General features: G+C 62.3%; 18 protein-coding genes. 10 read left to right on the top strand and 8 right to left on the bottom strand.

Annotated features, from left to right (window positions below):
• Positions 1-122: 122 nt before the first annotated feature.
• The 8 genes from INQ41_RS06915 to INQ41_RS06880 form a co-directional block, all read right to left on the bottom strand.
• Positions 123-1,214, bottom strand: coding sequence for a UvrD-helicase domain-containing protein (locus INQ41_RS06915; RefSeq protein WP_193983076.1), 1,092 nt, complete (start codon positions 1,212-1,214; stop codon positions 123-125).
• Positions 1,207-2,808, bottom strand: coding sequence for an ATP-dependent nuclease (locus INQ41_RS06910; RefSeq protein ID WP_193983074.1), 1,602 nt, complete (start codon positions 2,806-2,808; stop codon positions 1,207-1,209). The genes INQ41_RS06915 and INQ41_RS06910 overlap by 8 nt, the downstream gene beginning before the upstream one ends.
• Positions 2,809-3,125: 317 nt before the next feature.
• On the bottom strand, positions 3,126-4,250 hold the full coding sequence (locus tag INQ41_RS06905) for a PIN domain-containing protein (protein ID WP_193983072.1): 1,125 nt from the start codon (positions 4,248-4,250) through the stop codon (positions 3,126-3,128).
• 486 nt (positions 4,251-4,736) lie between these two features.
• Positions 4,737-5,063 (bottom strand): Wadjet anti-phage system protein JetD domain-containing protein, encoded by a 327-nt coding sequence (locus INQ41_RS06900; protein ID WP_084105570.1) that lies wholly within the window; start codon positions 5,061-5,063, stop codon positions 4,737-4,739.
• A gap of 311 nt (positions 5,064-5,374) precedes the next feature.
• Positions 5,375-7,207 (bottom strand): PepSY domain-containing protein, encoded by a 1,833-nt coding sequence (locus tag INQ41_RS06895; RefSeq protein ID WP_036193670.1) that lies wholly within the window; start codon positions 7,205-7,207, stop codon positions 5,375-5,377.
• A complete protein-coding gene (locus INQ41_RS06890; RefSeq protein WP_036193669.1) occupies positions 7,204-7,896 on the bottom strand; it encodes a PepSY domain-containing protein in 693 nt (230 codons plus the stop codon). The genes INQ41_RS06895 and INQ41_RS06890 overlap by 4 nt, the downstream gene beginning before the upstream one ends.
• 75 nt (positions 7,897-7,971) lie before the next feature.
• Entirely contained in the window at positions 7,972-10,689 is a 2,718-nt protein-coding gene (locus INQ41_RS06885; RefSeq protein WP_036193945.1) for a TonB-dependent receptor, read from the bottom strand.
• Between the two features lie 109 nt (positions 10,690-10,798).
• On the bottom strand, positions 10,799-11,209 hold the full coding sequence (locus INQ41_RS06880; RefSeq protein WP_036193667.1) for a CopL family metal-binding regulatory protein: 411 nt from the start codon (positions 11,207-11,209) through the stop codon (positions 10,799-10,801).
• A gap of 150 nt (positions 11,210-11,359) precedes the next feature.
• Between INQ41_RS06880 and hutC the strand changes: the two genes are divergently transcribed.
• From hutC to INQ41_RS06830, 10 genes are all read left to right on the top strand, one after another.
• Positions 11,360-12,085, top strand: coding sequence for a histidine utilization repressor (gene hutC / locus INQ41_RS06875; protein WP_193983068.1), 726 nt, complete (start codon positions 11,360-11,362; stop codon positions 12,083-12,085).
• Between the two features lie 11 nt (positions 12,086-12,096).
• The gene (gene hutU, locus INQ41_RS06870; protein WP_193983066.1) at positions 12,097-13,788 is read left to right on the top strand and encodes a urocanate hydratase; all 1,692 of its coding nucleotides are present in this window, start codon (positions 12,097-12,099) and stop codon (positions 13,786-13,788) included.
• A 7-nt stretch (positions 13,789-13,795) separates the two neighbouring features.
• A complete protein-coding gene (hutH, locus tag INQ41_RS06865) occupies positions 13,796-15,340 on the top strand; it encodes a histidine ammonia-lyase (RefSeq protein ID WP_052103585.1) in 1,545 nt (514 codons plus the stop codon).
• A gap of 4 nt (positions 15,341-15,344) precedes the next feature.
• Positions 15,345-16,253, top strand: a complete 909-nt coding sequence (hutG, locus tag INQ41_RS06860) for a formimidoylglutamase (RefSeq protein WP_193983064.1) — start codon at positions 15,345-15,347, stop codon at positions 16,251-16,253.
• 114 nt (positions 16,254-16,367) lie between these two features.
• Positions 16,368-16,772: a CopL family metal-binding regulatory protein gene (locus INQ41_RS06855; RefSeq protein WP_156969323.1), complete on the top strand. Its 405-nt coding sequence runs from the start codon at positions 16,368-16,370 to the stop codon at positions 16,770-16,772.
• Between the two features lie 134 nt (positions 16,773-16,906).
• On the top strand, positions 16,907-18,757 hold the full coding sequence (locus tag INQ41_RS06850) for a copper resistance system multicopper oxidase (protein WP_036193662.1): 1,851 nt from the start codon (positions 16,907-16,909) through the stop codon (positions 18,755-18,757).
• Between the two features lie 5 nt (positions 18,758-18,762).
• Entirely contained in the window at positions 18,763-19,887 is a 1,125-nt protein-coding gene (locus INQ41_RS06845; protein ID WP_407074224.1) for a copper resistance protein B, read from the top strand.
• A 13-nt stretch (positions 19,888-19,900) separates the two neighbouring features.
• A complete protein-coding gene (locus INQ41_RS06840) occupies positions 19,901-20,647 on the top strand; it encodes a c-type cytochrome (RefSeq protein WP_036193660.1) in 747 nt (248 codons plus the stop codon).
• An 18-nt stretch (positions 20,648-20,665) separates the two neighbouring features.
• On the top strand, positions 20,666-21,178 hold the full coding sequence (locus INQ41_RS06835; protein WP_036193658.1) for a nuclear transport factor 2 family protein: 513 nt from the start codon (positions 20,666-20,668) through the stop codon (positions 21,176-21,178).
• Between the two features lie 14 nt (positions 21,179-21,192).
• Positions 21,193-21,717 carry a DUF411 domain-containing protein gene (locus INQ41_RS06830; protein ID WP_228076521.1) on the top strand — a complete coding sequence of 175 codons (525 nt, stop codon included), beginning with the start codon at positions 21,193-21,195 and terminating at the stop codon, positions 21,715-21,717.
• Positions 21,718-21,751 lie beyond the last annotated feature (34 nt).

Here is a 21,751-nt window from a genome sequence, read left to right as displayed (position 1 = left end):
GCTAGCGTCCGTGGAATTTTTTTGAATACACGTTCCGGTCTGCCCACTTGGATCGCTCGCGGCTACTCCCGGCCAGAAGCGGACATCGGCGAAGGCCTCGGAGAGTCACGCTGGAGCGAGCGTCACCGCCCCGTGGCGAGCCTCCCTGGCTTCCAGAATGGCAACGAAGAAGTGCCCGCCTTGTCCATAACGATGGCTACGCTTTGCTCGGCCCTCGTAACCGCGACGTAGAAGCTGGAGGCAGAGTTGGCCTCTAGATGGAGACCAGATGCGATGAATTTGCTAATCGGCTTGGTCGGAACAATCAGTACACGCTCATAGGTCATGCCTTTTGACACCTTGAAGTTGAGGTAGTCAAGTTTGAAGGCATTTCCTGAGCTTGCGCTGTGCCGCAGGCACTGAGGCTGGAAGAGTCGAACGTACTCGGCGACATGTTCTGTTGAGATCAAGAACACGCCATCGTGATCCGTGACCGTCTCGTTCACGGAAAGGGTCTCAGGAAACCTCCATGTCGGGTCAAAGATGCTGTCGGAGAATCTGGCGATGATGGGGTGGCAACGCCAAGTGGTCACGCTCTCCCGGATTTCCAGTAGCCCCATGTCCTGACGCTCGCGCGCCCAATTAATTGCCCCGGCGTACGAGTACTTTGCATTCTTGGAGCTGCGCGGATTTGTCGCCAGCACAGACTGCCGGACGTCACCGACCATGCGAATAGTGATCGACGACTGCAGCAGCACGTCGACAAGCTCCCAGTCGTGGGCGCTCAGATCCTGAACCTCATCGATCAGAATTTCCTCGTAGATGCACTCTAGCCTTCTCAGTAGCGCCCCTTTGCTTTCAGCAACCAGCTCGTGAGAGAGGCGTGCAAGTTCACATCCGTACGCAGCACCGTTGGAGTCTAAGAATCGACTCATACCCTTTGCCATGCGGTTCGGTCTGCCATCGAAATTGAAGCCAAGGACGCGTTTGCCGGCGAACTTGAATGGTAGAAAAGGTCTTGCGAAATGCCGAAGCAAAAAAGTGAACCAGCCCATTACTTCGACATGGTGGTGATCACCTGCGTACTGTTGAATTCGGCGGATCAACTCTTCTTGATTGGCCCGCGTATACGTCAATACCAGCACACGGCGCTCGAGTGGCAACAACGCGCAGTGCTCAACGATGCCTTGTGTTTTCCGAGACCCGGCAACAGCCAGGGTCAGGTAGTTAGCCATGAGCAAACCTGACCGCTTCAAGCATGTAGGCTGGGGGCACGATTTTTTTGGAAGAAGTGCTGATCCGCAACGCCGCCTCAGTCTTCTCCCGGGTCATCCATTTCAGCAAGTCCGCTTGCGCAGCGATACCAAGAACGTCACGCAGTAGGGGTTCGCCGCTGTGGTGAATCAGTTGAGGCTCCAGCGTTCTACCGTGGGCGACCTCACCTACGAAGAGTTCGCGTTCGTCCTTCTTGAGCCACCTATCCACAGACTCGCGGAGTTCACCCGGATCAATCCCATCATTATCCCGAAGAGCGATTCCTGGCTTATTGAGCGCAGCACATAGCTCCAAACCACGTGCCAGAGACAGACCACGCATGCTCAACACGTCAATTCCGCACTCCATAGGGCGCTTTCCATATGTGTCGCGGAAGATCCGTTCGAACACGATCTCGTCGGACGGCCCTTCCACCAAGGCGATCTTGTTAGCGAGGACAATCCGTAGGGTGTCGTAGCCGGGAAGTTTCTTGAAGTACTTGACTGTTTCTGAGTCGAGCATGGAAAGCTTGGCGGCGACATCATTTCCCATCAAAAGAAGCGCATCCAATCCCAGACGGTTGAGTACAAACGAGCTATGAGTAGTGACGAAGAGCTGCTGCTGCTCGCCCGCCAGCGATTCGATTCTGGACAGTAGCGTGACAAGACTTGTGTGCGTCAGATGGTTCTCGGGCTCTTCGATCATGACAAACCTTGCGCTACCGGCATGACGGTTCATCGCGAGGGAGATCTTGATTGCCGATTGCTGTCCCAGGCCGGACATGCTCAATGGCAGGTCGTCAACATGGGGAGTGACGACACCCTCCCACGACGTTCTTGCGCTTTGATCCATTGCGAGCGTGATCGGCCTGCTATGCAGGGTTGAATGCACTGAGCTCATCCTTGTGTTGACGGCATTCAACGCCGTCTGGGACATGGATGCTTTTACGCGGCGGTATTCCAGCGAAATCTGCGCCCGTTCTGCTGCCTCAAGTTGATCGCCAAGGATATGGCGCAAGTGATAGTCAATCCCGGACGAGCTCCGAACAGTCTGCGAGTTGATGACGGCGGTGGCCAGCACTTTTGGCCGCGTTGCCAGTTCCCTGTCTGCGAACGACCGCCAGTCATAGCGGTAGTATTCAACGGGTAAGAGAGGGGTCGGTGACTTCACCCATTCCTCTAGTTCGGTCGCACACTCCGGATCTGGCGAAATCCGCATCGTCACGCCGGGGCACGCAGCTGTCGGAAAATGGGAGTTAACTGCACCGCACAGTGCCTGCAGTTCCGGGAGATCTTCGAAGGTAACCTCAATCAAGATCTCGGGAAAACTTACCGGCACGCCGCTGATTCTCTTCCTTATGAACTCCTCGACGAGCGAAGTATTGAACCAATGCGGGTTCAACTCTTCGGCCACGCTGCGGCCGTTGATGCGGCCGGTTAACGCAAGGGTGACAGCCTCCATGAGCGTCGACTTGCCGGACTCGTTGGCTCCCACAATCAGGTTGAATTTGCGGTTCGGCTCAACCGTCAGGTCCTTGTGAGTGCGATAACCCTTGATCTTGATTTTGCGAATCACCCCCATCCTCCTCTATCGTCCTTGTCTCAGAGCGCTGGTTGCGCGTCTGAACGACCTAGCGCACATGCCCCGTCGATGTAGGCGCTTTATCCGACACACTGCCTATCGAGCAGGTTCGTAGCGCAGCTCAACCCGTACCAATTCTAGGCCGGGACACGTCTACCGCCGGCTCGGCAAGCGATGCTCATAGCCCTCTGAAAGGCACGCACCAGTCAGTAAATAGATCAGTTGTTCTGTCTCATGGAAGGCTCCGTCACAGGGGCCGACATGTTCTCGTTAACCTGCTTGCGCTGCGGCGCTACCAAAAAAGCCCCTGCCTACTCTTCAGGATCGAAATTGAGTTCAACCTCGCCCAGATCAATTTCGATCCTCTTGCGGGTCACCTCCATGTCGTCGAACTCCACGGGAGCTTCCCGGTCGCCACTATCGTACAAAAACGTCAACAGGGCATCGAGGTGCATTTCTTCCTCATGTAGAACCGTCTCAGTCCCTAGAACAACGTAATCGCGATCAATGGAATCAAAGACGCTTATTTCGACGTTGACCTCGAAATTGACTAGGGCGGAAATCATCCATCGCACGACAAACTCACCATCGTCATTACGGACCAAGTCGAGGTCGTCGCTTGTCAGCTCGTCTACCTGGATATCCAAGACGTCTGCGTTGACGACCTCTGTCTCTGCGTGATGGTGACTCGAAGCCTCAGCATGCACAGACATGCCTCTTATGCTGTCGCTGAGGCTCGCGCAAATCCCTTCCAGCGCATCTCCGGATATGCTTGCTACGGCGCGCCTAAGGAGGGATGGCTCGGAGGCTTGAACTGCGACGAGCAGGTCTGTGAGAGACGGCCCTGCATGCACAACCTTGCTGTTCTCGCAGAACATTTTCCAGCCGGCGTCGTCAGATATCACAACTACTTGAGTAGTCTCTTGCATCGCCCAGGCCTCAAGTGAGTTGAGAACCAAGGCGTCGGCAAACTCATTCCTCTTTTTTGGCTCGAAGGGCGCACGCACCTCAAAGTAGTCATCGAGAACGCTGGCTAGGTTCACGAAGTCACTTACCCGTAGCTGGGTCGCCGCCACTACCTTTTTGTGTTGGTCAAGGCGCTCCGACGCGTGCTTGGCATGATCGGTATCAGCAATGCCAAGAGCGCCTTCAGCAATATCAGAGATGACGCCGAGGTTGCTTGCAGCTCGCATTGCCTTCCGGAGTACGGACACAGCTTCTGGCAGCTTGTTGGCCATGTGGCCACTAACTTCGCGATCAATTATGTCAGGCAAGAGCACTCTAATGCCGGCGACTGGCAAGCTCTTCATTTCTCCAAGTATTCCCTTGTGAAATGCGAACTGCTGGGCCTCGTATATGTTCGTATCGACGCAAACAGCCGTGATATCGCCTGACCGCACAGCGGCCCTCAATGATTCCTTGTCGAGAATGGCCATTGCCCCTCTATCCGTGTCTGAGCTGAAGTAAGGATACAAGGCAATTCAACTCACGGTAGTGACTAGACGATGTACTGAGTGAATGGCTGCTTTGGGTCGGTAGCTGCCCTTCCCCACCCTCGATAACGCGCCCTAATCCCCTCACCGACCTGCAGCGGCAAAGACACGGCGCCTTCTCTGTCAACCCAATTATGCAAAAACCGCCGAATTTCCATAATTATGGAAATCCCGCTCGGCATGCATAATCGTTGGTGAGATGCTCGAAGAGGTGCCTCCTACTTCCCCACAGCCCGTTTTGACGCTGCTGTTCTAGCCCCGATAGCCATCCCTAACCGCCAGCGTTCAGACGCGTATCCGCTCCGGGTTCGATTGGTGACAGGCCTGTCACCGTCGTTTCGACGAACTCTCATACTGGTGGCCCCTTGCCTGTATAGGAAAGAGAGTCCAGTCAAAGGCTGGTACTTGGGATAGTGCCGTTGGGATCAGCTAAATCAGGCTGGGCAAGATCACACCCACACGTTCTTGTTCAAGAGTCAGTGCGGGCAGTCGATCGAAGGTTGACCAGCCTGCCCTGATTGCTGCAGCCCTCATGGCATCCCGCGTCGAATCCTTCACTTCGTTCCCCCGACCATCCAGCGTGATATCCATCAGCCAGGGCTGAAGCGACACGCTTGCCGGCATCGCGATCTCCTGCAGCCGTGCCGCAATCCGGAACCCACCGACATCGATGTCACCCCAGTGATGAAACACCATGCTCCGCGGCAGTTCACAGGTTAGTGCACGGAATCCTGCCACCCATGCCGGCGACGGCATGCCTCCGGTGAACACCACTAGCCCATCGTCTCTGCCCCGAAGCGCTTCAGCCGCTTGGTGGAACAATTACCGCCTCGCCCGAGTGAAGCTGGCCGCAGCCACTGCCGCGAATGCCGGCAGCGTACCCGGGTCATTGGCGGCGTTGCCGGTGACCGGGTGGGAGCTGAAGCGGGCGATGACCAACCACTCGAAGCGGGGTCGCGCCCATGACGGCATACGACCCCACTGTTGACTCGGTTCGCCGATTGCATCGGCACTGCCCAAAAGGGAGTCACCGACACAACGGCCACACGTGAGAACTCCCCCGCCCGCTAGATCTTGAAATCATCGTAGGCAACCTGTTCTTCGGCGATACCGAGACGAGCCAGCAGACTACGGGTGGCGGCAAGCATCGCCGGGGGGCCGCAAAGGTAGAACTCGCAGGACTTCAGATCGGGATGATTCTGCAACAGCCCTTCATCGGTGGCTTCGTGCACCAACCCCCTGATCAAACCCGCGCCATGCTCTGCGGCTTCGGACAGCACCAGGTGCCATGTGAAGTTCGCATGCTTCCTGGCCAGCGCTTCCATCTCCTCGACATACGGAGCCTCCCGCATGTTGCGAGCGCCGTACCAGAAGTGGATGCGTTCCTCCGCGCCGGATTCAAGAAGCGAATGCACCATCGCCCGCAGGGGCGCCATACCGGCGCCGCCGCCAATGAACACCTTTTCCTTCGCTCCGGGCTTTATCGCAAAGTCACCGAATGGACCGCTGAAGCAGACACGATCGCCCGGCTTCAATGAATAGAGATAGGTCGACCCCTTGCCGGCAGGCTGTTGCTTCTTGCCCTGCCGTCCGGGACTGAATCGGGCGAGCAGGGTCACATTCCCGCCCGCCTTTTCCACCGGAAGAGACAGCGAATAGGAACGGCGAACCGGCTCCTTGCAGACCAGATTTTCGGGCAGACTCAGACTGGACCAGTCTTGCCGGTGGAGCTCCGGGTGATCCAGGTCGTTCCGTTGCAGGCGGTAACCGGGAACATGGACCTGCAGATATGCGCCAGGCTGGAACTCCGGCCCCAGCGGCACCTCCGGCGCAAGCACAAACTCGCGCAGGAACGGCGTCACCGCCGTGGCGCTGACCACCGTCGCGACACGTTCCGTCCACAACGCGGCACCTCCGGCCACCTCGATCTGGCCGTCCGATGTCACCGGCAGGTTGCAGGCCAATCGATAGCCCGACCTGAGCCGGGTCGCGTCAATATGCATCCGATCGGCGCTGCTTGGCGGCGGCGCATGACCGCGCACGCGCACCACGCACAATCCGCAACTCTGGCCTCCCCCGCAGTTGGACGGCAACTGCAGTCCGTTGCGTCCCAGCGCGAGGTACACCGTGTCACCGGAGTGGGACTCCACCGAGCGCAACTTGCCCCCGTCGGCGCCGTACACCGTCAACTCGCGACGTGGCCGCCAGCGGGCCGGAATGAACTCGCCAAGGCGGAAGCTGGCGAAGAACAACCAGATGCCCGACAACGCGAGCCACAACCCGCCCGCACCGGCCATCACGATCAGCGGGTTGTTGAAATCCTGCTGTCTGGTGTAATCCATGAAGTGCAGCATCATGACGAAATCAAACAGTCGCCACGTATCGTTGCGACGCTCCAGAATGGTTCCGTCCTGCCCTGACACATACAACGTGGTCGCATCGTCATCGGAGAACGCAACGCGCCATATGGGCCCGGTGTGGCCACGCACCTCCCATGTGTTCTCCTGCATGAGTTCCGGCGACGCGGGGCGTCCATCACCCACGTAATCCCGCGCCGCAATGGCGGCGACATCCGCCGCCGTCACAGGCACCGAGCTTCCATCCCGGATATCCGCAAGCCAGCTACTCACACCATCGCTCAGGCGATAGACCGGCTCCGCGGCCAGCCAGTGGGTCTCGACCATCTGGACGGGACGACTCTCCCTGGCAACGATGACTGCCGGGGAGATCTCCGCTTCCGGCCACGGCAGGGCCTGAGCTGCAGGCGCGAGGTGGTGCTGATTGTTCACGGTCGCGGTATCCAGCAGACTCATAACCAGTCCGCTTGCCGCCCAGATCACGAATTGCAGGCCGATGATCAGGCCGACCCATTTATGCAGTTTCTGAATCCAGGGAGTCATGCCGCCGACCTCCTGCGAAAGCTGTAGAACAGCAACCACACCCCGCTGAGCATGAACAGAAGGGCCACGGAGGCGGCAACGCGCAACAACGTGTTGTTGACGTCCGAGCGCTGCTCATAATCCATGATGTGGAGCATCCAGAGGAAGTCGAACACCCGCCAATACGTGTGCCGGGTGGCCAGCAGGTTTCCCGTTTGTGGCGAGAAGTACAGAGCGGTATTGCCGCTGTCGCCGAATCGCGCCTGCCACATCGGCACCGGTCGGGTGCCCACCTCCTGTGGTGCCTTGTCGAGCAACTGCAACGATTCCAGCGGCGCATCGCCCTGATAGGCCGACAACGCCAGTTGCCGCGCCTTTTCCTCGTCGATCGGCCCGCTCAACCGGCCAGTGACCGCATCAACCAGGTCCACGCCACCGGCATGGTGGACTTCATAGATCGGCTCACCCAGCAGCCGCTTGAGGCGGAAGCCGTTCATTGCCGGATACCTTGCAGCGATGACGGCAGGATCGACCAGGTCGCCCTGTTTCGGGAGCGGCTCCGCCGCTACGTGATTGAGGTGGTCGCCATGGATGAAGTCGATCGACATGGCGGTCATGTACAGCCCGCCTATTGACCACAGCAGCGCCTGCACGCCGATGACCAAGGCGATCCACTTGTGAGCCCGACGGGCCCAGAATGCGGGTTTCATAGTTGATTCCTGACGGATGCCGCGAAGAAGGGAACGTCACCCCTCCGGCTTGGTCGCCGGAGAGGGTTGAGCCGGTCACCAGCGGTAGGTGAGCTTCGCGTTCCAGCGACGACCGAGCAGGTCGTAGGTCATCGTGTCGGTGTTCGCATCGGTGTAGCTCTGGATGAATGGAGCCTTCTTGTCCCAGAGATTGTCGATACCAAAAACGATGTCGGCGGACTTGTTGAACGAGTACTTTGCCTGGGCGTTGTGGTAGCTCAAGCTCGACACGTGGTCTCCGATGTCGCCCCTCGACGCGTTGATGTCGTCCGCCGAACCGATGTACTGGATGCTGTAGGAACCCGACCACGGCCCCTGCTCCAGAGTCAACGATCCGAACGAGCGCCACTGGGTATAGCTACCGCTGCCCCCGGTAATCTTGCCGGCGTACTGGATCTCTTCTGCGGACGGGAACGGACGGACATCGTAGTTTTTCAGGTATGACGTATCGATGCTGAGGCTCGCCCTCATCCCAGCCAAGTCGAATTGGTACAGGGCGCCGATATCGATGCCTGACACGCGCTCACTGGCCGCATTCACGGGCTGGGCAGACAGGTAATCGATCTCGCCGGTGAGCGAATTGCGGGTGAAGTTGGACGCGCTGCAAAACTGATGGGCCAGCCCGGGTGTGTTGTAACAAACTGCCAATTTGGTGGACCCGGGAATTCCCTGAATCGCGTTGTCAATCTTGATGTTGAAATAGTCCAGCGTAAGAGTGAGGTCGTCCACGAATGTGGGCATCCAGACCGCACCAACCGTCAGCGTTTCCGCATCCTCCGGTTCCAGATTGGGATTGCCGCCAACCGTGGTCTGGATCGCCTTGCCCAACTGCGTAAAGCCCACTGGCACGCCCGATGCCTGGCAATTTTGATAGACCACCGAGGAGGAAGGCAGGTTAGCCCAACCGCTGCAGGGATCGGTGGTAGTCAGGCCCCCTTCCGAAACGCCGCCAAACAGCTCCGGCACATTGGGGATACGGAACGCCGTTGAATAGTTCGCGCGCATTTTCAGCGATGGCACGAGCTCCCAGTCCAGACCGACCTTGTAGTTGGTGTCTGCCCCGAAGATGTCGTAATCGGAGTAGCGAAACGCCGTGTTCAACGTCACAGACTGCGCCAGGAACTTGTCGCGGAGGAGCGGGATCGCGATCTCCACGAATGCCTCTTTCGCGGTGTATTCGCCAGCAATGGGATCCTGCCGGTTGGTGTTGGCCATGCCAAGCACGGTCAGCGGATCCGGGTTGCGCCACCCGCTTTCACGGCGGACTTCCACACCAGTCGCCATGCCCACCCAACCGGCAGGCAGCTCGAACAGCTGACCACTCACGTTCGCGGTGAAGCTCTTCTGCTCGTTTCCACCTACGTCGCGCGAGGTGTACAGAATGTAATCGAGCACCTCTTGGGAGACATCGCCGTATCCTAGGTAATCACCGCACGGGACGGCTGCACCCGGTGCATTGCTGCACAAGGACGTGTCCATGGTGTCGTCGAAGCGATCCAGGTTGGCGACTTTGGTGGAACCGTCGTCGCCCGTGTTGCGGCCCCAATTGATCGCCATCGACCAGTCCCAGTAGGTCCCGATGCCACCCTCCACCCCGAGTACCGTGCGAAACGTGTTCACGTCCTGATAGAACTCGCGGTTGCCGCCTTCTTTCAGGCTGCGCCGCTGCAACACGATGTCCTGTCCGGTGGGGTTGGTTGGATGATCTGCGGCGATATCGATTGCGCGATAGATCCCGAGCGTGCCAGGCGTCGCCAACTGATCCGACTGGCGGTTGGTGTACATCAGCTCGGCGAAGCCCCGGACATTGTCCGTAAGTGCGTAGTCGCCGAATGCGCTGAAGCTCAATCGCTTGATCGGGTTGACGGCATTGAGCGCCGGATATGCATTCTGGTTGTGCTTCTCCGGCGAATAGGCCTCGTAGAAGTCACCGTCCCCGTTGGGGTCCTGGTTAAAGTTGATGCGCGTGCCATCGGGCAACAGCGCACGACCACCGATGGTGCTGGAACTTCCCACGCATTCGAGTTTCCCGTCGACTTCGCCCAAGCCGCAGGCAGCCCGATCCGCCATGTTGACCGTGCCACTTTCGGAGTAGTTGATGGCGGCCATCAACGAGCCTCGATCCGAGTTCACACCCCACGCCACATCCACGGCACCTTCTTCGCCGTCCTGCTGGAACGTCTGGCCATAGCGGATGGATGCCTCGACCCCTTCGAAGTTCTGCTTGGTGATGATATTCACCACGCCGGCGACGGCGTCAGCACCGTAAATGGCGGACGCACCGTCTTTCAGTACTTCGATACGCTCGATCAGCGCCACCGGAATGATGTTGAGGTCCACCGAGCTGTTGGCTCCGGTACCACCATTCACGATCCGGCGACCATTCAACAGAACCAGCGTGCGGTTGATGCCCAGCCCGCGCAGGTTGACCTGCGTCGTCCCGTAGCCGTTGCCCGCCCAGTACGCGTTGGTCTGGCTGCCTGCAAACCCCGCCGATGCAGGCAACCGCTGCAACAGGGTTTCGACGGAAATGGCACCCGAGCGCTCAATGGTTTCGGCATCGATGACGGTTACCGGGCCAACGCCCGAGATCGCCGCACGCTTGATGTGGCTGCCGGTAACCGTCACCGCATCCAGCGTGGTCGCTTTTGACGGCGTGCTTTCGTCCGCGGACTGGGCGGATGCGTTGGCAATGATGCCGGCGGACAGCAACGCGCCGATCGCCAGCGCGAGATGGTTGCGCTTACAGAACATGATGAACTCCCCAAACAGTGATTTTCTGAACTTGTCGGCACGATCCGGGGCGGCTTTGACAACCGGAACCCGCAGCGAAGGAGGCCGCCACATGGGCAGCCGGACAAGGTCAACCGATGGGAGGTCGAAAGAGTGAGGACGCTACGCCTTTGCGAGCGGCGGTCAGGTCACCGGAGACTGGCACGAAGCCGATCCAGAGCGTATCGACATGCGGAATGCCTCTGGCCAGCGCAAAGGTACCGAAGCCGCAAGCGCAGTCGCACCCGGTTTCACTGCAGTCGCAGTCCTCGTGCATGGCGTCCGTGGGGACCGGCGCAGTCGTATCTGCGTGATCCTGATCCAGTACCGCAACCGTATCCATATCCGGTCCATGGCCTGCGGCTTCGTGCCCGCCAGTGGCGGCATGGCCGTGATGAACTGCGCCAGCCGCCATCGCGCTCTTTTGCCACGCCATTGCGGTGCCGTCGAGGCAGAACGCCAGGACGATCAGGCAACGCAGCAGTAGCGGGAGATGACGCATCGGAATACGGCGATCCTTCGGTTGTCTATACCACCAAGTACCACGTCCAAAGATCGAGTGTCAACTGGATTTCTCTATGGAATCTCCAGACCCCTGCGAATGGCTTCGGCGTGTCTTCCACAAGATGTATAGACATGCCATGCTGAGTTCATGGAAAAGCCACAGCCCGAATACGCAAAGCTGAAGCAGTACATCCTCGGCCAGATCACCAGTGGCGTCTGGCCGCCGCACAGTCGGATCCCAAGCGAGAACGATCTGGTGCTCCAGTTCGGCGTTTCACGCATGACCGTGAACCGTGCGATCCGCGAACTCAGCGACTCCGACGTGGTCCTCCGGGTGCAGGGCGTGGGGACCTTTGTCGCCGTGCCGAAAGTCGAGTCGCCGATGTTCGAGGTCCGCTCGATCCGCGACGAGATCCGCGCACGCGGGCAGCTCCACGTGGTCAGCGTTCTGGTGCGCGAATCGATCGAGGCGCGTGCGCCCTTGGCACGGGAGTTTTCCCTGCCGGCGGGCAGCGAGCTGTTTCATTCGCGGTTGCTTCATCTGGCCGATGGCAAGCCTCTCCAGCTCGAAGACCGCTTCGTCAATCCCGCCAGTGCGCCGCAGTATCTGGAGGTCGATTTCACACTCGAGACTCCGCACGAGTACCTGACCCGCACCGCACCGCTTGAGCGGACCGAACACACCATCGAAGCCGAACTGGCCAACAAGGGCACCGCCAAGTTGTTGCAGATCGTTTCCGGCGATCCGCTGCTCACCTTGAGCCGGCGAACCTGGTCGCGTGGCCGGGTGGCCAGCTTCGTACGTCTCGCACATCCCGCTGCCAACTACCGCTTCGTTGGCACTTTCCACGTGGGCAACACGCCCCATTCGTGATGGAGTTATCGATGGATACTGGCCTCAGCCCGGCCCTCCCGGGCCCGCGCACCGTGCGCAGCCCCCGGGGCACCGCACTGTCCTGCAAATCATGGCTGACGGAAGCGGCTTACCGGATGCTGCAGAACAACCTCGACCCTGAAGTGGCCGAGCGTCCGGACGAGTTGGTGGTCTACGGCGGCATCGGCAAGGCGGCACGCGACTGGCCCAGCTTCGACCGCATCCTGTCCTCCCTGCGGGCACTGGAAGCCGACGAGACCCTGCTGATCCAGTCGGGCAAACCGGTGGGCGTATTCCGCACCCATGCCGACGCGCCACGGGTTCTGATTGCCAACTCCAACCTGGTCCCGCACTGGGCAACCTGGGATCACTTCAACGAGCTCGATCGCAAGGGGTTGATGATGTACGGCCAGATGACGGCCGGCTCGTGGATCTACATCGGGTCCCAGGGCATCGTGCAGGGAACCTACGAGACGTTTGTCGAACTGGGCCGCCAGCACTACCAAGGGGACTGGTCGGGCAAGTGGATCCTCACCGCGGGCTTAGGGGGGATGGGCGGTGCCCAACCACTGGCGGCGAGCCTAGCCGGCGCGAGCTGCATCGTGATCGAGTGCGAGGAGTCGCGGATCGATTTTCGATTGCGCACCCGTTACCTGGATCGAAAGGCCCACTCCATCGACGAGGCGCTGGACATCGTCGAAAACGCCACGTCGCCGGTGTCGGTGGGCCTGCTCGGCAACGCGGCGGAGTTGCTGCCCCGTTTTGTCGAACTAGCCCGGCAAGGGCGAGCCACACCGGCGGCGGTCACGGATCAGACCTCGGCGCACGATCTGATCAACGGATACCTTCCCTCCGGCTGGTCGACGGCGCAGTGGCAGGCCGCGCGCATTGATGCTTCCGCGCACAAAGCGCTGCAATCGGCCGCCGCCGCTTCGTGCGCCGAACATGTGCGCGCGATGCTCGATTTCCACCGCATGGGCGTGCCGACGATCGACTACGGCAACAACATCCGCCAGGTCGCTCTGGAACAAGGCGTCTCGGACGCGTTCGACTTCCCCGGCTTCGTCCCAGCCTGCATCCGGCCGCTGTTTTGCCAAGGCAAAGGGCCCTTCCGCTGGGTGGCGTTGTCGGGGGATCCCGAAGACATCTATCGCACGGATGCCAAGGTCAAGGAGTTGTTCCCCGACGATGCCCACCTGCATCACTGGCTCGACCAGGCGCGCGAGCGCATCGCGTTCCAGGGCCTGCCGGCACGCATCTGCTGGCTCGGCCTGGGACAGCGCCACCTCGCCGCCCTGGCGTTCAACGAGATGGTGCGCACCGGGGAGTTGAAAGCGCCCGTAGTGATCGGCCGGGACCATCTGGACTGCGGCTCGGTGGCCAGTCCAAACCGGGAAACCGAAGCGATGCGCGATGGCTCCGACGCGGTGTCCGATTGGCCGCTGCTCAACGCGATGCTGGCGGTTTCGGGAGGCGCGACATGGGTGAGCCTGCACCACGGCGGCGGCGTCGGCATGGGCTTTTCCCAGCACTCCGGTGTGGTGATCGTCTGCGACGGGACCGAGGAGGCCGACAAGCGGTTGGCCCGTGTGTTGTGGAACGACCCCGCCACCGGCGTCATGCGCCATGCCGATGCCGGCTACGACGAGGCACTGACGTGCGCCCGTGACAACCAGCTCAAACTGCCCTCGATCATTGGATGACCAGCCCATGCCCATGCTGACCCCCGGACAGATTCCGCTGTCCCAGTTGCGCTCCATTGCCAGGCAGTTCGATCCGGTTTCCCTGCCGCCCACGGCAAAGACCCGGGTCGACGAGGCGGCCTGCACGGTCGCGGCCATCGTCGCCGCCGGCGCTCCGGCCTATGGGATCAATACCGGATTTGGCCTGCTTGCCAGTATCCACATTCCCTCCGACCAGTTGGAACAGCTCCAGACCAACCTCGTACGCTCCCATGCCGTCGGCGTGGGGTCCTTGCTGGACGATGACACCGTCCGCTTGATCCTCGCGCTGAAAATCGCCTCGCTGGCGCGCGGGCATTCCGGCGTGCGCTGGGAACTGCTGGAAAGCATGGTCGGGCTGTACAACGCGCAGGTCTGGCCCTGCATTCCGGCCCAGGGTTCGGTCGGCGCGTCCGGCGATCTGGCCCCGCTGGCGCACCTGACCCTGGCCCTGATGGGCGAGGGATCGGTCCGCATCGACGGCGAAGTCCTGCCCGCCGATGAAGGCTTGCGTCGTGCCGGCCTGACGCCGATCCAGCTGGGCGCCAAAGAAGGCCTGGCGCTGCTCAACGGCACCCAGGTGTCCACCGCCATCGCCTTGGTCGCCCTGTTCCGGGCCGAGCAGGCATTCGCCGCCGCGGTACTGGCCGGCGCCTTGACGGTCGATGCCGCCCGCGGCTCGGACACGCCCTTCGATGCGCGCATCCACGCGTTGCGCGGACAGCGCGGCCAGATCCACGTCGCCCGCCTGTACCGCGACCTGCTCGACGGCAGCGCCATCCGTGAGTCCCACCGGACCGGGGATCCACGCGTGCAGGATCCATACAGCCTGCGCTGCCAGCCGCAGGTGATGGGCGCGTGCTGGGACCTGCTGGGGCAATCGGCCAACACCCTGTGGATCGAGGCCAATGCGGTTTCCGACAACCCGCTGCTATTTCCCGACACCGGCGAAGTCCTGTCCGGCGGAAATTTCCACGCCGAGCCGGTCGCTTTCGCGGCCGACCAGATCGCCATCGCGACCTCGGAGATCGGCGCGCTCTCCGAGCGCCGCATCGCGCTGCTCGTTGATGCCCACCTGTCGGGCTTGCCGGCATTCCTGGTCGCAAACCCGGGCATCAACTCCGGTTTCATGATTGCCCACGTGACGGCGGCAGCACTGGCCAGCGAGAACAAGACCCTGGCGCATCCGGCCAGCATCGATTCGATGCCGACATCGGCTAATCAGGAAGATCACGTCAGCATGGCCACGTTCGCAGCTCGCAAGGCAGGCGATGTGGCGATCAACGTGCGACGCATCGTCGCCATCGAACTGCTGGCGGCCTGCCAGGGCATCGACTTCCTGCGTCCGCTGCGCTCCTCCGCCCGTCTCGAACAGGCCTTCGACCTGGTGCGATCCGTCGTCCCCCGGTATGACGAGGACCGCTACTTCGCTCCCGAAATTGCAGCGGCCGATACCCTGATTGCCAGCGGCCGGCTCGCCGAGTTGGTGCGCACGGAATTTCCGGACCAGAAAGACCGACTGAAGGACTTATGAGCCGATGAAAAACTGGCACGGTCGAATCGATGACGAAGCGGACCCGGAAACCTTCCGCTGGCATCAGGTCGTGCGCCCCGTGGAGCGCCACGCCGAGCCGGGCATCGCTCTGCTGGGATTTGCCAGCGATGAAGGCGTGCGCCGTAACCAGGGTCGGACCGGCGCGGCACAAGGCCCGACGGCGCTGCGACAGGCACTGGCCAATCTGCCGGTCGCCCACTCGCGCCCGTTGTATGACGCTGGCGACATCGCCTGCACCGACGGCGACCTCGAAAGTGCGCAACAGCGCTACGCCGACCGCATGACGGAGCTGCTCGCGGATGGCCACTTCCCGGTCGGCATGGGTGGCGGGCATGAAATCGCGTTTGCCAGTTATCTGGGACTGGCAAACAGCCGCGATGCCGGACGCATCGCCATCGTCAACCTGGATGCGCACTTCGACCTGCGCGACAGCCCGGTCGCCACCTCCGGAACCCCGTTCCATCAGGCCATCCAGCACGCCGAAAAGCATGGCATCGCGCTGGACTACGTCTGCCTCGGGGTCAGCAACGCGTCCAACACGCGCCGCCTGTTCCACACCACGCGCGAGACCGGCACGCGGTTCCTGATGGATCAGGACATGACGTTGGCAAACTCAGACGCGCAGGTCGAACGGCTCCTGCAGTGGCTGCAACCAGCCGACTCGATCTACCTGACCATCTGCCTGGATGTCCTTCCCCATGCGGTGGCACCGGGCGTCAGCGCTGCCAATCCCCGGGGCGTGGCCATGGAGGTGCTGGAGCCGTTCATCGCCGCCACGCTGGGCACGGGCCGCGTGAAGATCTGCGATATCGCGGAACTGTGCCCGCCACTGGATCGGGACAATGCCACGGCCCGGGTCGCAGCCCGCCTGATACACGGCTTGGTGCAGTGAACACCCATTCACCGGCGGCTTCGCTGAGTATTCCGCGGCACTCCCGGGCCGCAGTCGAACGGCGGTTCATGGAATATCTGACAACGTCGGCGTGTTCTGGTTAAAGTAACCGACATGTCGCCCCAGCACCTGCTACTGCGTGTCCTGCTCTGCATCGCCCTGATCCTCAATGGATCGGGACTCGCGGTGGCGGCCACGCAGATGCATGTGCAGCATGCCGCCATGGCCGGTTTGACACCGGATTTACCGTCCGATCCAACCGACGGTGCGACCTGCATGGAGCATTCGACGTCGGCAGCTTCCGCGGCCCAAGCGCCGTTGTCTGGCGACCATTCCGCCGCTGCGGATTGCTGCACAGGCGCGGCATGCGATGTCGCCTGCCCGGCAGGGCTGCTGGCGACGTTTACGGCACCGGCCCAGGGGTGGCGCATCGCTCCGCAGATCTTGGCCGTGCGTCCGGCCTTGGCCGACCATCCGGCCCCCGCGCTTCACAACCGGTACCGACCTCCGATCGGTTGAGTCGGGACGCCGTTATCCGGCGTCCGCTTTTGCCTGCCTGACAACGCGCCACCACCGGCGCGGAGGCAGCAGAAGGCGAAAGGTTCCGCCCTCTGGGTGGAGTCCCGACTTTTCCGAATTCACGGAGTGTTTCCATGTCCACCGATTCTTCCGGCCTCCCCCCGGCGGCACCCTCTCGACGTCGTTTTGTCACCGGCCTGGCCGTCGGCGGCCTCGCTGCCGGCATGGGGCTTTGGCGCTTGCCGGCGCTGGCCGCCAGCGGCGCTGCCCAGCCGTTGCAGACCCTGAGCGGCACCGACTTCGACCTGACCATCGGCGAGACGCCGATGAACTTCACCGGTGCCACGCGCCCTGCGATCACAGTCAACGGATCGATCCCGGCGCCCCTACTGCGCTGGCGCGAGGGCACCACGGTCAACCTGCGGGTCCGCAATGCCCTGCCCCCCGGCTCGATCCATGGCGACCAGGCGTCGATCCACTGGCACGGCATCCTGCTGCCGGCCGACATGGACGGGGTGCCCGGGCTGAGCTTCAACGGCATCAACCGCGGCGAGACCTACCAGTACCGCTTCAACGTCGTGCAGGGCGGCACCTACTGGTACCACAGCCATTCCGGCTTCCAGGAGCAGGCCGGTCTCTACGGGCCGCTGGTGATCGAGCCGCTGGAGCCCGAGCCCTTCGCCTATGACCGCGATTACGTGGTCATGCTCAGCGACTGGACCGACCTCGATCCGAAGCGCCTGTTTGCCCGGCTCAAGAAGCGGTCGGATTTCGACAACTTCTCCAAGCAGACGGTTGGCGACTTCGTCGACGACGTGAAGCAGCACGGCCTGGCCGCCACGGTCGAAGACCGCAAGATGTGGGGCCAGATGCGGATGACGCCGACCGACCTGTCGGACGTCAACGGCAACACCTATACCTTCCTCATGAACGGCACGACCTCGCTGGGCAACTGGACCGGGCTGTTCCGGTCGGGCGAGAAGGTCCGCCTCCGCTTCATCAACGGGTCCGCGATGACGTACTTCGACGTGCGCATTCCGGGCCTGAAGATGACCGTGGTCGCAGCCGATGGCCAGTACGTGCATCCGGTCACGGTCGACGAGTTCCGCATCGCCACCGCCGAGACGTTCGACGTCATCGTCGAACCCACCGGGCAGGATGCGTTCACCATTTTCGCGCAGGACACCGGCCGCACCGGCTACATCAGCGGCACGCTCGCCGTCAGAGAAGGCTTACGGGCGCCGGTGCCCAACGTCGATCCCAAGCCGCTCCTCACCATGGACGACATGGGCCACGGCGGAATGGGCGGCGGCGGTCACGACATGTCGTCGATGTCCGGGGGTGCGATGGCCGGCGGGGCCATGGCCGGAATGGACCACAGCGGTCACGACATGTCGTCGATGGCCGGAGGCGCGACAGCCGGCGGGAGCATGGCCGGCATGGATCACGGCGCCGGCGGGATGCAGGAACACCCTGCCAGTGAAACCGGCAACCCGCTCGTCGACATGCAGACGATGGCGCCGGCGCCCAAACTGGATGATCCGGGCATCGGCCTGCGTGACAACGGCCGCCGAGTGCTGACCTACGCCGACCTGCGCAGCACGTTCCGCGACCCGGACGGGCGCGAGCCCGGGCGCACGGTCGAGTTGCACCTGACCGGCCATATGGAGCGCTTCGCGTGGTCGTTTGACGGAGTGAAGTTTGCTGATGCAGAACCGCTGCGCCTGAACTACGGCGAGCGCCTGCGGATCGTGCTGGTCAACGACACGATGATGTCGCACCCCATCCACCTCCACGGCATGTGGAGCGATCTCGAAGACGAGTCCGGCAACTTCATGGTGCGCAAGCACACCATCGACATGCCGCCGGGCACCAGGCGCAGCTACCGGGTGCGCGCCGATGCGCTCGGCCGCTGGGCCTACCACTGCCACCTGCTCTACCACATGGAAGCCGGCATGTTCCGCGAAGTGCGGGTGGAGGAATGAACGCCATGATCCTTTCCAGTCGTCACCCCCTGGCCATCGGCCTGGTCACCGCACTGTCTCTTACCGCTGGGCTCGCGCCGGCGTGGGGCCAGGAGACGGATCACGCCTCGCACCATCCGGAAGCGAAGCCGGCTCCAGCTGCGACACCATCGTCACCCAAGCCTGTTGACCCACACGCCGGCCACCAGCCGACTCCGACAGACACGAGTTCCGATGATCACGGGGCCATGGACCACGGAAACATGGACCACGGCACCATGAAACACGGGGCTGCGGACGCCGCCGATGGCGAGCATTCCACGATGGACCACTCCACGATGGATCACTCGGGCATGGATCCCTCCGCCATGGACCACACGTCCATGGGCCATCAGCCTGGTGCCAGCCAGGACCTCCCGGCGACGGCGGAGCCGCACGAGCCCATTCCTGCCATCACCCCGGCCGATCGGGCCGCGGCGTTCCAGGACCTCGACGCGCACGTGCTGCACGGCGAATCGATCAACTCCTACTGGTCGCTTGACCGGCTTGAGGCGTGGAACGCGGATGAGGACGGCACCGGCATGGCCTGGGAAGCGAAGGGCTGGGTCGGCTCCGACTTGAACCGGCTCTGGCTCCGCAGCGAGGGCGAGCGTGCGGGCGGATCCACCGAGTCGGCGGATGTGGAAGTCCTGTACGGCCGGGCCATCGCCCGATGGTGGGATGCAGTCGCCGGTGTCCGCCATGACTTCGGCTTTGGCGGCGGCCCGTCGCGCACTTATGCCGCGCTCGGCGTCATCGGTCTTGCCCCGTACAAGTTTGAAGTCGAAGCGACCGCCTACCTCGGCGAGTCCGGCCAGGTCGGGCTTGGGGCGGAAGCCGAATACGAAATGCTATTCACCAACCGGCTGATCGGCCAGTGGCTGGTCGAGGGCGAGGCCTGGAGCAAGGACGATCCGGCGGTTGGAATCGGCAGCGGACTGAGCAAGATCGAAGCCGGTTTCCGGCTGCGCTACGAGTTCCATCGGCAGTTCGCTCCCTATATCGGCGTGGTCTGGGAGCGCGCCTACGGCGGAACGGCGGACCTCCGTCGCGCGCAGTCCGGGGACATCGACGACACCCGGATCGTGGCCGGCGTTCGAATCTGGTTCTGACGGGAGAACGCACATGCAATCGAAAACACGTCAGCGTGTTTGGCTGATCGCGGTTCCCCTGATCGTCGCGGTGGGCGCGGTGGGCTTCGTCTGGGGGGGCGTGTACAACGTGGCCGCGGATGACATGCACACCAGACCCGTGCATTTCCTGCTCGAAACCGCACGCGAGCGCTCCATTCTGACCCGTGCGGGGAGGGTGGAGGTGCCTTCAGGCCTGGACGAACCGGCGCGGATCGTGCAGGGCGCGGGCAATTATGCGGCGATGTGCGCAGGCTGCCACCTGGCTCCGTCGATGGCCGAAACCGAGATGAGCCAAGGCCTGAATCCCGCCCCGCCCGACCTCAGCAAGTACGAGGTCGATGCAGCCAAAGCGTTCTGGGTGATCAAGCACGGGATCAAGGCCAGCGGCATGCCGGCTTGGGGCAAGAACATGGACGACGAGTACATCTGGAACATGGCCGCGTTCCTTCAGTTGCTGCCCACGCTCGACGCAGCTGCGTACAAGGAACTGGTCGACAGCAGCCAGGGCCATGCGCATGGCGGCGGCGAGACACAAGGCGACGGCCATGTCGACGCGGCGGCCGAGGATCACCCTGCCCCGTCCGAACCGGCCAACAACGCCATGCCGCACACACCCCCGCCCGGCGTGGACGACGATCACCACGGCTCCATACCCGGCGACGCAGAAGTCGGGATGGTGGAGTCGAACCCTGCACCAGACACGCCCGAAGCCGGTGACGGCCATACGCGCACCCATTGATTTCCCGGAGTACACGCGATGAACGCAACAGCAACTTCCTTCACCCTCGCCCTTGCGCTGGCCGTCGTATCGCCCGCAATGGCGCAGGCGACACAGACGCATGCACAACATCACCCCGCCGCCGCGGCATCCGCGGACGTGGACGTCCCGGCTGCCGCAGAGGCTGCCGTCGCCGTGGCGGAACGGTTCAACACCGCCCTGTCCAGCGGCGACCTGTCCACGGTCGAAGCCCTACTCGCACCCGACGTCCTCATCCTGGAATCCGGAGGCGCGGAGCGCAGCCGCGAGGAATACATGGGGCACCACGCAGTCAGCGATGCGGCGTTCCTCAAGGGCGCCCATCGCCAGCTACTCCGTCAGCGCGCACGAGCCGCTGGCGAGTTCGCGTGGGTCGGAACCGAAAGCGAGCTGCACACCCAGAAGGACGGCCAGCCACTGACCGTCCAGAGCACCGAGACGATGGTGCTGAAGCAGACCACGGACGGCTGGCGGATCGTCCACATCCACTGGTCCTCGCGGACCAAGCGCTGAGTGGAGAAGCCGAAATGAATGCTTACAGTTTTACTCGACTGGCGTGGGTGGCCTTTGCGGTCGCCGGCCTGGGTGCCTGCACCCAGGCCGCTACACCCACGCAATCCAACAGCGCGCCCACTGCACAGGTCGCCCCGGGAACATCCGACACGACTCCAGCAGCCCCGCCACGCATGACCGTCCACAAGACCCCGACCTGCGGGTGCTGCGGTGCCTGGATCGACCACGTGCAGAAGGCGGGCTTCACCGTGGATGTGCACGACATGGATGACCTGGGGCCGGTCAAGGAGCGGCTGGGTGCCCCCTATGCAAAGGGCTCCTGCCACACGGCCGAGATCGGCGGATACGTCATCGAAGGCCACGTCCCGGCCGCGGACATCAAACGTCTCCTCGAAGAAAAGCCGGACGCACGCGGCCTGGTCCTCCCAGGGATGCCGCTTGGTTCTCCCGGCATGGAGGTTCCGGAGGGGCGCCAGCAGCCGTACACGGTCGAACTGGTCCATCACGACGGAACCACCGCACCGTTCGCACAGCACTGATCCGTCGCAGCAACAGGGGCGGTGTTGCGGGCGC

It is taken from the genome of Lysobacter ciconiae, from assembly GCF_015209725.1.
Classification (GTDB): domain Bacteria; phylum Pseudomonadota; class Gammaproteobacteria; order Xanthomonadales; family Xanthomonadaceae; genus Novilysobacter; species Novilysobacter ciconiae.
This window is presented reverse-complemented; position numbering and strand designations above follow the sequence as displayed.